Consider the following 12306-nt stretch of genomic DNA (forward strand, 5'->3'; position numbering starts at 1 on the left):
AAATCACCTACTATTCTTCTAAAAAATTTAGTACTTCTTGATTGAATCTTTTTGGATCCTGACGCGCTAATTGATGGCCACTTCCTTTTACAAGTACAAAGGAAGCGTTAGGCAAAGTTTTTGCTAAGAAAAGCGAGTGCTTGAGCTTGATCACATCTTTTTTCCCAACTAAAATCAGTGTCGGACAAATAATTTTGCTTAATTGTGTTTCAGTCAAACCAACATTATGTAACAGTAAAGAAATCACTGCTAATTTTTTTCGTAATTTTGGCCAAAACAAGGAAGCAATCCAAATCATGCCGTAGTGAAGATAGCTAGCAACCAATGGAAGTAGGCGGACACCCTGAACTAAAGTGTTTCCGGAATTCAAAATCAAACGATGAACATTTTTTGGATACGTACTTGCGAAAACCAAAGCTAAATTAGCACCATCGCTAAATCCTAAAATATCCACTTGTTGGATATTTTCCAAAACTAATATCGTCGCTAAGTCTTCTGCCATTAAATTGAAGCTCAAATTAGCGGATTCGTTAGTTGAATGACCTTGACCGCGACTATCAATTAAATAAACTGTGAAATGTTGTTCAAAAAGTGGAACTTGTTGTGAAAAAAAAGTTCCATTTCCCCCATTACCGTGGAGCAAAAAAAGAGGGAATCCACTACCACTTTTTTCATAATAGATTTGACTGCCGTCTGCCATTTTTGCATATTTCTTTTCTTTTTTCACATAATCACCTACTGTTTAAAGTATAACGATTTTTTCTGTTTTTAGACAATTGTTTTTCTTGAAACTTATCGATCAATTTTGTAAGTTGACAAATTTTATGGGAAAATTTCATTTTTTATTAAGTAATTTACAGAAAACAAATAAGAAATGGCGAATCTTGAAAAGAAATAGTAAGATAAAAAAAGATGTCTAAATAACTAGGTGATGTATGATGAAGAAAAAAAGATTTTCAATAATGAAAGCTTTCTTTTTTACGATACTACTCGTGCTCGTTGGAGGCGCAATTTTTTTTGCTAATCGAACGTACCAATCTGTAAAAAAGGTAGAAGCTTATCAAACAGAAATAACAGAAGCTACACAAAAATACCAAATGGAAAATGACGAAACTTTAATCAAAGCGATTATTTTAACGGAATCAAAAGGTTCTGGAAAAGATTTGATGCAGAGTTCTGAAAGTGCGCATGGTGAAACGAACGTGATTGATGATCCACAGGAAAGTATCAATCAAGGTGTGAGCTATCTGGCAGAAATGATCGCGGAAGCTAAAAAACAGGGGTGTGATTTAGCAACTGCCATCCAAGCGTATAACTTTGGTAAGGATTATATTGCGTATGTAAAAGAAAACGGTGGTGAAAATACAGTCAAGTTAGCTGAAAAATATTCTAAAACAATTTTGAGTCCATTGTTAGGAAATGAGGAACAGACACAGTACCGCTATTGGCGAGTCCAATCTGTTTTGTACAATGGTGGCTATCTTTACCATAATGGAGGAAACATGTTCTATGCGGATATTGTGATGATGAATGAAAAGATAATCCAAGCATATGAAAAAATATTTAATTAAGTAAAGGTGAAAGTATCATCTGTCTAAATTTTTATTTAGACAAATCTGAGAAACAGACTTTATTTTTTTGAGTGGAGAATCTGTTTGAACCCTAAAAAAACAAGTTGTTTTTAAGTCAGGAAAACGCTAGACTTAAAGACGTGATTATTTTTGAAAGTTGGCGAAAAATGGAAAATAAAAAAATGATGGGTCTAACACAGGAAGAAGTTAGACAAAAGCTGGCTTTAGGTCAGCAAAATGACTATCAAGAAGATGCTTCAAAAACAACTAGACAAATTTTCAGCGATAACATTCTGACATTATTCAATTTTCTGAACTTTGGGATTGGTGTCTGCTTACTTTTAGTTGGTGCTTACTCCAATATGGCTTATATCGCCATCATTGTCATGAATATCGTTATCGGAATCTATCAAGAGATTCATGCACGAAATCTTGTTAGAAAATTGTCGATCGTTTCTCAATCTGAAGTAACGGTTGTGCGTGAGGGAAAAGAGCAAGCAATTTCAACAAAAGAGCTTGTGCTGGATGATTTAGTAAAAATTGGTGCGGGAGAACAGATTCCTGCAGATCTGCAAGTGCTGAGTGGTCGAGCAGAAGCAAATGAGGCTTTATTGACGGGCGAATCGGATCTTATCGTTAAGGAAGCTGGAGCAGAATTACTCTCTGGGAGTTTCTTAACAAGTGGTTCAGTTTTTGCGAAAGTGATTCGGGTTGGAGCAGACAACTATGCTGTTCGTTTAACGAGCGAAGCTAAAAAACATAAAAAAATTCAATCTGAATTAGTTGACTCAATCAGAAAAGTATCGAAATTTACCAGTTTTGTCATTATTCCATTAGGGATTATTTTATTCTTGCAAGCATTATTTATTAGAGATGCGTCAATCAAACTATCAGTTGTTGCTTCAGCTGCTGCGTTACTAGGAATGTTGCCAAAAGGATTGGTATTATTAATCAGTATTGCTTTGACAACTGGAGTTACAAAGTTAGCAAAAAAACGGATACTTGTTCAAGACATGTATGCAATTGAAACCTTGGCTCATGTCGACACACTTTGTTTGGATAAAACAGGAACAATCACGGAAGGGAAAATGAGTATCCAGCATGTAGAAGCATTAGATAAACGTTACGAAAAAGCAATTCCAGAAATTATTGGGACTTATTTAGCAGAAAGTAATGACAATAATGTGACGATGCAGGCTTTACGTAATTATTTTGCGGTTTCCAATCGCTATCAAGTAGAAGAGGTCTTAGCATTTTCTTCTGATCGAAAATGGGGAGCAATGGAATTCCCTGAATTAGGTGTAGTGTATGTTGGGGCACCAGAACGATTAGTTCCACAAAGTCAGTTACCAGAACGATTGATGTCTGCACAGGCAAATGGTTATCGTGTCTTGATGTTAGGCGTTGCGCCTCATCAAAAATTATCTGAGGATAAACCAACCGGTGTTGAACCTATTGCTTTATTTGAAATTGACGACCCTATTCGGAAAAATGCACCAGAAACATTAGCTTATTTATATGAAGAAGGTGTGGATCTAAAAGTTATTTCTGGTGATAATCCTTTTACTGTTTCTAATATTGCGAGACGTGCAGGCTTGCCTAATTATGATGCATATATTGATCTTTCAGATTTAATGAACGAGGAAGATGTTCGAAAAGCTGCGCATGACTATACAGTTTTTGGTCGGGTAAGTCCTCAGCAAAAGAAAACTCTTGTCAATGAGTTAAAAGAGAGTGGTCGGACAGTTGCGATGACAGGGGATGGCGTAAATGATGTATTAGCACTTCGTGAAGCTGATTGTAGTATTGCCATGGCGGAAGGCGATGGGGCAACTCGCCAGATTGCTAATTTAGTTTTACTTGATTCAGATTTCACGACATTGCCAGAAGTTTTGTTTGAAGGCCGCCGAGTGGTTAACAATGTGACTAAAGTTTCGGGAATTTTCTTTATCAAAACAATTTACTCCTTCATTTTGTCTATCATATGTGCGATTACAGCAGTTGGGTTCCCGTTTATTCCAATTCAAATCACATTAATTGATCTAGCTATTGAAGGGTATCCGTCATTCTTCTTGTCTTTTGAGCAAGATAAACGAAAAATAAATTATCGCTACTTGCCGACAGCGCTGATCAATGCTTTACCAAATGCAATTTTGGTTGTCTTAAACGTTGTGACGGTTTATCTGTTGGGACAACGATTGGACTGGTCAAATGGTGAAACAACAACATTGATGTATTATTTATTGATTGGCATTAGTTGTTTAGCTGTAATCAAAGCATGTTATCCTTTCAATCCACTACGAATTTTCTTAGCTGTAACGACAATTGTTGGGATCTATGTAGCAGCGATGCTTTTCCATGGCATTTTAGAAGTAAACTTAGGCGTGGGAAATCAACTTGGTTTATTCGTTGGGTTCATGGCAATAAATATTGTTCTTCGTCTAGCGTATTGGCGTGCGAATATTCAAGAAAAGCTATTGAATAAGTTTGCTTAAATGATTCATTAATTTGTTAGAACGTTATACTTGAAAAAGAACAGGAATATGATACAATCAAACATGTATAATTGTGTCCTTTAAAATCGCGCTGATTTCGGTTGGTGCGATTTTTTACCGGTTATTCTCCTGATAGATTTACTCGATTTTTATGGAGTATACAAATGAGGGGGTGGAAACAATGGTTCAGCGAATTCCTCAGGAAGTGATTGAAAATATTCGAAGTCAAACGAATATTGTTGAGGTGATTGGACAATATGTTCAATTAAAGAAATCTGGGAAAAATTATTTAGGACTTTGTCCCTTTCACGAAGAAAAAACACCTTCGTTTTCCGTAGCTGAAGATAAACAGATCTTTCATTGCTTTGGCTGTGGAAAGGGTGGAAACGTCTTTACTTTTCTTCAGGAACTTGAAGGATTGACTTTTCCAGAATCAGTTGTAAAGGTCGCAGAATTTGAACAAATTCCCTTAGCAGATCAATGGAAACAACAAACATATGTTGTTAATGAAACAGATTCAGCTACTGGCAAACTACTCGTGGCACATGAAAAAGCTGTAGAAGTTTATCACCATATGTTGTTACACACGAAAGCCGGACAGCCTGCACTTGATTATTTACTGAAGCGTGGTTTGACAATGGAACTGATTGAAACGTTTAAGATTGGTTTCGCACCAAACGAACGTTCCTTTTTAGTTCAAGTGTTCAATAATGAGTCATTATCGAGTGATGTCTTTGAACGTTCAGGATTGTTTATCAAGCATGATGATGGTAATTTCTCTGATCGATTTTATCAGCGTATTATGTTTCCAATCAATAATTCACAAGGACGAACGATTGGTTTTTCTGGTCGATGGTTAGCACCAGAGAAAGGGCAAGAAAAAGATCAACCTAAGTATTTAAATAGTCCAGAAACAGAACTATTTAATAAGCGCCAAGTTTTATTTAACTTGGATAAAGCAAGAAGTGAAATCCGAAAAAGTAATGAAATACTACTGTTTGAAGGATTCATGGATGTGATTGCAGCCTGGCAAGCTGGAATCAAGAATGGCTTAGCTTCAATGGGAACCAGTTTGACTGCTCAACAAATCCAGCAAATGGAGCGCTTAACAAAAGAGCTTGTATTTTGTTATGACGGTGATCAAGCAGGGTTTGAGGCTACCAATCGTGGAATCGAACTTCTACGTGAAAATAGTCGATTACAGTTATCTATTGTGGTTGTGCCAGAAAAACTGGATCCCGATGAATATTTGCGAAAATATGGTGAAGCATCCTTTCAGGAATTGATTCAACATGGTCGTGAAACAGTCTTTACATTTAAAACACGTTATCTGAAACAAAATAAGAATTTAGATAACGAAAAAGATAAGTTAGATTATCTCCAAGAAGTGTTGATTGAATTAAGTAAAGTAGTCTCACCAATTGAGCAAGATATGTATCTATCACAGCTAACAAGTGAATTTCAAGTTAGTCGTGAAACGATTCAAAAACAATTGCGTGAGTTGAAACGAACAAACCGACAAGAACAGCAACGAGCTGCCGAACCGAACATGCCAGTGGTAAAGCAGGAGTTACCGCAACAAAAACAACCGCTGACGCAAGTTGAAAAAGCGGAGCAAATGCTGTTGTATCGTGCGTTCAAAGAAATCTCAGTTCGGAATCTTCTAAAAGAACAAGAGTTTCAATTTATCCATGATGAATATGCAGAAATCTATTTTTTATTTGATGCTTATTTATCACAATATGAAGAGTTTAACCTTGCAGACTTTTTAAACTTTTTGCAAGATGAAAAAATTAGGCGTTTAGTGGTTGAGATTGCTTATTTGCGAGTGGCCGAAGAAAGCTCTACGCGCGAGATTCAAGATTTACTGGCTGTTATCAGTAAATCTGGCTTAGCTGATAAAATAATCGAAAAAAAACAATTGCAGCAAGAAGCCAGGCGTACAGGTAATAAACAGTTAGAATTAGAATTGACAATTGAGATCATTAATTTAACGAGACAGTTAAAACAAGCCAAATAGCTACTTGAAGGGGGCCTTCTTTTATGGCAAATGTAACGGATAAGAAAAAATATGAAGCAGCAGTAACAGCTTTCATCAAAGAACACAAACCTAAAAGACAAGTTGTTTATGACGATTTATCAAACCAACTTGCTACACCATTCACATTGAATGCTGAGGAAATGGACAAATTGATCCAAAAAGTTGAAGATGCTGGAATCAGTGTTGTTGACGAAAATGGTGAACCATCAATCCACAGTTTAAAAAGTGGTGAGAAAAAAGCTGAAAAAGCAAAAACAGAGGATCTATCTGCACCAACTGGTGTAAAAATCAATGATCCAGTTCGTATGTATTTAAAAGAAATCGGCCGAGTTTCCCTTTTAACAGCTGAAGAAGAAGTAGCACTTGCCTTAAAAATCGAAGAAGGCGACCAAGAAGCTAAACAACGTTTAGCTGAAGCAAACTTACGTCTAGTTGTAAGTATTGCGAAACGCTATGTGGGTCGTGGGATGCAGTTCTTAGATTTGATCCAAGAAGGAAATATGGGTTTAATGAAAGCCGTTGAAAAGTTTGATTACCGTAAAGGATTCAAATTCTCAACTTATGCAACTTGGTGGATTCGTCAAGCAATCACACGCGCGATTGCTGACCAAGCACGTACGATCCGTATTCCAGTTCATATGGTCGAAACAATTAATAAATTGATTCGTATCCAACGTCAACTACTCCAAGATTTAGGTAGAGAACCAACACCTGAAGAAATTGGAGCAGAAATGGACCTACCTACAGAAAAGGTACGCGAAATCTTAAAAATTGCTCAAGAACCTGTCTCATTGGAAACACCAATTGGTGAAGAAGATGATTCACATCTTGGAGACTTCATTGAAGACCAAGAAGCTACAAGTCCTGCTGAACATGCAGCTTACGAATTGTTAAAAGAACAATTAGAAGATGTGTTGGATACACTGACTGACCGGGAAGAAAACGTGTTGCGTTTACGTTTCGGTTTAGATGATGGTCGAACAAGAACCTTAGAAGAAGTAGGGAAAGTTTTCGGCGTAACACGTGAGCGTATTCGTCAGATTGAAGCAAAAGCCCTAAGAAAATTACGCCATCCTTCACGTTCAAAACAATTAAAAGATTTCTTAGAATAAAAAACAAAAAGCTGACACAAAACAAATCAACGTTTTGTGTCAGCTTTTTAGTTGATCAAATAAAAAAATTACGTAATAGCTATTTTCTAATACTTATGATGGAATTAAAAAATATTTTTTAATACAAAAAAATTTTTAATCCTTATTTTTAACGTTCGATTTACTTATTTGTTAGAAAATCGTAAAGATAAACTATTGGCTGATAGGTCAGAATGTGATAGATTAAATGTTAGCGTTAAACTTAGTTAAAGGAGCCGATCACTAAGTGAAAAAAAAATGTCCAAAATGTGGATCGAAAAAGATTAAGGGTCAAAAAGTTTGCCCAGATTGTGGCTTTAGCCTTGAAGAAAAAGATCAGCACATTCAAAATAAACGAGATGTTATCGAATCGAAAGACCAATCTCTTGAACAATTTCCTGAAGAGAATAACCAACCAGATTTTCCAGATACAGAGCTAAATGACCCAATTGAATGGTCAGAACTAAAAGATTTACCACTTGAATCAGTTATGGAATTGTTTGATGTCTCGGAAAAGTCAGAAGCAGTAGCGGAAAAAGAAACTGCGGGTGAACGATTGGAAGAAAAGAAAGAGAAAGCTGTCAAGCCTATGAAAAAAAATCGAGATAAGCAACCAAAGGATCAAAATGAAATCAACACTGAAAAAGGACTTTCAGTTGATGAAGTAGTTGAAAAAGAAAAACAAGAGCGTATTACACAACTAAAAGAAAATGTAAAAAAAGAAGATGATCAATCAATTCTTGCAGCCTATATCCAAGCACATCGTGAAGACGTGGATGAAGAACAATCAAAAGAATTGATGCAAATGATCCATGAAAAGATTGCTGCTAATCAGACATCTGAGATTGCAGAAGGTGCAGCAGATAACAAAGAAGAAAACAGTGCTGACACGGAAGCTGTCGTGTCTACTTCTGCTAAAAGCGACGACGAAAAAGGAGAAAAAATAGAACGTTCAGAAGAGTTGGTCACGAAAGAAAAATCTGCTGTGCCAGCTGTTGAAGGGCGGGAATCTAAAGTTGACGAAGCGGAAGAAACAGCAGAAGAACCAATAGCTGTTTCTCAGAAACAATCAGCAAAGGATGAATCTTTAAAGCTTGCTAAAGTAGGTTCAAATGAGCATTTAAAAAAAGCTTCAAAAAAAGAAGAAGTGAATTCTCCCGAATATGATGCTACTGTGAATCAACCAGTAGAAGCGGACGAACCAACTGAACAAATGACTAAAAAGCCTGCTGTAGCGTCTGTTAAAGCAAATCAAGAAGCTGGAAAAGAACCAGCAATGATAACTCCAAACCCAGAACAACCAACTGGAAAGTCCAAAAAAGTTAAAAAAGGTCCTTACCTACTGTTAGCTGCAGTTATTTTACTAGGTGTTGGTGGTTGGGCATACTATGACAATCAACAAAAAGTCGAAGCTGAACGAATTGCTGAGGTAGCCAGACAAGAAAAAAAAGTCTCTGAAATCAAAAAGGAACTAGCTAGTTTTTACTTTGGTGATAAAAATGAATTCATTCGTACAGACCACTTGAATCAAGATTTGTCGAAAATCAAACAAGAGTTAAACGAAGTTGATTCTACAAAAGATTATCAAGAATTGAATGAGACGTATGATGATATTCAAGCAAAGATAATCAATATCAAAAAAGTAAATGATTTGTTTATTGACCCAGTAATTGAAGATGATCATTTAGCCGAAAAACCAGTGCTAAGAAATACTGATAAAATCGAAGCAATTGAAACCGATGATTCAGATTTTGGTGAACTTATTCAAAAGGCCCAGCAAGAAGCGCAGAAACAACTCGAACAAATTGAAACAGCTGAAGAAAAGACAAAAGTTGTTTACCAAGATGAAAAAGTTGTTGAATCAGCTACGCGGGATCAATATAAAACAGCGAAAGAAGCTGTTGATAAAATTGTAAACAAAGAACTTGCCGATTCTTTCAAGCAACAATTAACAAAAGTAGATCATCAATTATCGGAGAAAGAAAAACAAGCAGCTGAGAAAAAAGCTGCAGAAGAAAAAGAAAAACAAGAAGCAGAGCAAAAAGCAAAAGCAGAACAAGTTGCTGCGGCTCAAGCAGCTCAAGCAGAAAAAGCAGCTCAGGAAGCTGCAAAAGCAAACACAGCTTCTAGTAACACAACTGTTGGCTCAGGCTCAACAGCGAATCAACCGATCATGGGAACAAATGCAAGTGATGTTGCAGATAGTTCCAACGCAGCGTGGAACTGGGCATCTGGAGTAAGAGAAAGTGTCATCGCTACTTGTATTCAACGAGGCTATATTGTTGACGGCGGCTATAAGTTAGAAAAGGCACAAATCAGAAATGGTGAAGGCTACTACAATCTTTACGCAACTTCAACTAAATCTTCGCTAATGAACGGTATCGGTGAAAGTGCTTTACCATTTTATATCGTAACAATCAACTGTAAAACAGGTTGGTTTGGTGGAAATGGAAGTAACTAAAAAATTACTAATTAAACAAGCGAATGGCTTAGGCGAATCTAGATAGATGATCGCCTAAGTTTTTTTATGCCTTACTGCTTGGAACATTGTTCTTGGTGAAAGCTGTATGTTATGATAGCAGAGAAAAGTGATGGGAAAACAAAGCCTTTCAATTAAAAGGAGATCGAAATGAATAATTTATTAGCAAATATATTTACAGGAATTATTATTGATGAAAATGAAAAAAATTATTTTGTCCAAAAGAATGGACAAACTTTTGGTTTGAGCAAATCAGAAGGCGAGCATAAAATTGGTGAAGCGGTTGAAGGATTTGGCTATCAAAATCAAAAACATGAAAACCGTTTAACAACGTTGATTCCTAAAAGTCGCATTGGTCATTATGCTTTTGGAACAGTAACAGCAACTAGAAGAGATCTAGGTGCTTTTGTGGATATTGGCTTACCAGATAAAGATTTTGTTGTTTCTTTAGATGAATTACCAACAATGACGGAATTGTGGCCTAAAAAAGGAGATCGATTAATGATTGCCTTGAAGGTAGATGCAAAAAATCGTATTTGGGGTGAGCTTGCGGACGAAAAAATCTTTAAATCATTGAGTAAGCAGGGAAATGAAGAACTAAAAAATAAAGATGTTTCGGGAACGACTTATCGCTTGAAATTAGCAGGAACGTATGTCTTGACCGATGATTTTTATGTGGCGTTTATTCATCCGTCTGAACGTTACCAAGAGCCGCGCTTAGGTGAACATGTAAGTGGTCGTGTTGTTGGTGTTCGACCAGATGGTGTTTTAAACATCTCTCTGAAACCACGCGCCCATGAAGCAATTAGTGATGATGCACAAATGATTTTGACGATTTTAGAACGTTCGGCAGAAAAACAATTACAATTTACGGACAAATCAGATCCAGAAGATATTATGAAAACTTTTGGAATCAGTAAAGGTGCTTTCAAACGTGCAATGGGAAATCTGATGAAGCAAGGATTGATTAAGCAAGAAGACGGTGTGACGAAATTAATCGAAAAATCTAATTGAGAATATCTTGCATGTTTTTCTTAACTAGCTTATAATTATTATAATTTAACAGAGTATTATTATTTGCTTATTTATAATTATTATAAATTGTTGGAGTTGAATTAATGAATGAATGCTATATTAGCAATGAAGAAAACGAAACAACAATTACATGAATCAGGTTTTAAATTGACTCCGCAGCGAGAGGCGACGCTACTTGTGCTCTTAGAAAATGAAAAGGAGCATCTGTCTGCCGAAGAGATTTTCTTTTTAGTTAAGAAAAAAAGTCCAGAAATTGGTCTTGCAACGGTTTACCGCACGTTAGAAATTTTGACTGATTTAAAAATTGTCGATAAAGTGAGCTTCAATGACGGATTAGCTCGTTATGATTTACGAAAAGATGGTGCGAAGCATTTTCACCACCATTTACTATGCCTTAATTGCGGTGCTATTGAGGAAGTCGAAGAAGACCTTTTGGGAGAAGTTGAAGAAGTTGTTGAAAAAAGATATCATTTTTTAGTGAAAGATCATCGTTTGACCTTTCATGGAATTTGTCATAACTGTCAAGAAAACGAAAAGAGAAAGTAGCCCGTCTGTTGAAAGACGGCTTTTTCTTTGTGCAGATAACGTAAATGGACTATCGAAATAAAGGTGTATCTGATATGATAGAGAAAGCATGAGGTGGGTTATAGTATGAAAGAAGAATTAAGTGAGTACCTTCATTATTTGAATATTGAACGTGGACTTTCTGCCAATACGCGTAAAAGTTATGAACGCGATTTGGAACAATATTTGCATTTTATGGAAGAAAAGAAGATTACCTCTTGGCAAATGGTCGATCGTTATTTAGTCATTCAGTATTTAGAAAAATTACATGAAGAACAAAAAGCGACTGCAACAATTACTCGAATGATTTCTAGCTTAAGAAGATTTCATCAATTTTTGCGACAAGAACGCTATACGGACCATGATCCTATGCAACATATTGATACACCAAAAAAAGCACAAAAATTGCCAAGTACATTGACGCTTAAAGAAGTCGAAATATTGATTGAAACCCCGGATACTTCAAAAACATTAGGAATTAGAGATCGGGCAATTTTGGAAGTAATGTATGCAACTGGCATGCGGGTTAGTGAATTGATCAATCTAAAACTTGGGGATCTTCATCTTTCTCTTGGCTTACTACAAACAATTGGTAAGGGAGATAAAGAACGGATCATCCCTTTGGGAGATTATGCAATCCAATGGCTAGAACGTTATTTGGATGAGGCACGTCCATTGTTGGTGAAAGATACTTCTGAACTGCATGTATTTGTAAACAACCATGGAAAAGGACTTTCTCGACAAGGAATTTGGAAGAACTTAAAGCAATTAGTACAGCAAGCAGGTATTCGTAAAGACGTCACACCACATACTTTACGTCATAGTTTTGCTACGCATTTGTTGGAAAATGGAGCTGACTTACGGACGGTACAAGAATTATTGGGACATGCAGACATCTCAACAACACAAATCTATACACATATCACGAAAAAAAGAATGACAGATGTTTACAAGCAGCATTTTCCAAGGGCTTAATTAGAGGAAGGTGAAA

9 protein-coding genes are annotated in these 12306 nt (G+C 36.3%); 8 read left to right on the forward strand and 1 reads right to left on the reverse strand.

Annotated features, from left to right (window positions below; translation table 11 throughout):
* Positions 1–10: 10 nt before the first annotated feature.
* Complete coding sequence (locus AC4BD1_RS04160) at positions 11–727, reverse strand: alpha/beta fold hydrolase (protein ID WP_206909986.1); 717 nt, start codon at positions 725–727, stop codon at positions 11–13.
* A gap of 211 nt (positions 728–938) precedes the next feature.
* Between AC4BD1_RS04160 and AC4BD1_RS04165 the strand changes: the two genes are divergently transcribed.
* From AC4BD1_RS04165 to xerD, 8 genes are all read left to right on the forward strand, one after another.
* A complete protein-coding gene (locus tag AC4BD1_RS04165) occupies positions 939–1571 on the forward strand; it encodes a lysozyme family protein (protein ID WP_206909988.1) in 633 nt (210 codons plus the stop codon).
* Positions 1572–1753: 182 nt separating this feature from the next.
* The gene (locus AC4BD1_RS04170; RefSeq protein WP_490486016.1) at positions 1754–4066 is read left to right on the forward strand and encodes a cation-translocating P-type ATPase; all 2313 of its coding nucleotides are present in this window, start codon (positions 1754–1756) and stop codon (positions 4064–4066) included.
* A gap of 181 nt (positions 4067–4247) precedes the next feature.
* Positions 4248–6086, forward strand: a complete 1839-nt coding sequence (gene dnaG, locus AC4BD1_RS04175; protein ID WP_490485861.1) for a DNA primase — start codon at positions 4248–4250, stop codon at positions 6084–6086.
* A 23-nt stretch (positions 6087–6109) separates the two neighbouring features.
* Positions 6110–7219, forward strand: a complete 1110-nt coding sequence (rpoD, locus tag AC4BD1_RS04180; RefSeq protein WP_206909991.1) for an RNA polymerase sigma factor RpoD — start codon at positions 6110–6112, stop codon at positions 7217–7219.
* 265 nt (positions 7220–7484) lie between these two features.
* Positions 7485–9698: a cell division site-positioning protein MapZ family protein gene (locus AC4BD1_RS04185; protein ID WP_490485862.1), complete on the forward strand. Its 2214-nt coding sequence runs from the start codon at positions 7485–7487 to the stop codon at positions 9696–9698.
* A gap of 168 nt (positions 9699–9866) precedes the next feature.
* Complete coding sequence (locus tag AC4BD1_RS04190) at positions 9867–10730, forward strand: CvfB family protein (RefSeq protein WP_490467089.1); 864 nt, start codon at positions 9867–9869, stop codon at positions 10728–10730.
* Between the two features lie 108 nt (positions 10731–10838).
* Entirely contained in the window at positions 10839–11297 is a 459-nt protein-coding gene (gene fur, locus AC4BD1_RS04195) for a ferric iron uptake transcriptional regulator (RefSeq protein ID WP_277988522.1), read from the forward strand.
* Positions 11298–11402: 105 nt separating this feature from the next.
* Positions 11403–12290, forward strand: coding sequence for a site-specific tyrosine recombinase XerD (xerD, locus tag AC4BD1_RS04200; protein WP_206909996.1), 888 nt, complete (start codon positions 11403–11405; stop codon positions 12288–12290).
* The last annotated feature ends 16 nt before the right edge of the window (positions 12291–12306 follow it).

The sequence above is a fragment of the Enterococcus sp. DJ147D b genome (assembly GCF_058216655.1).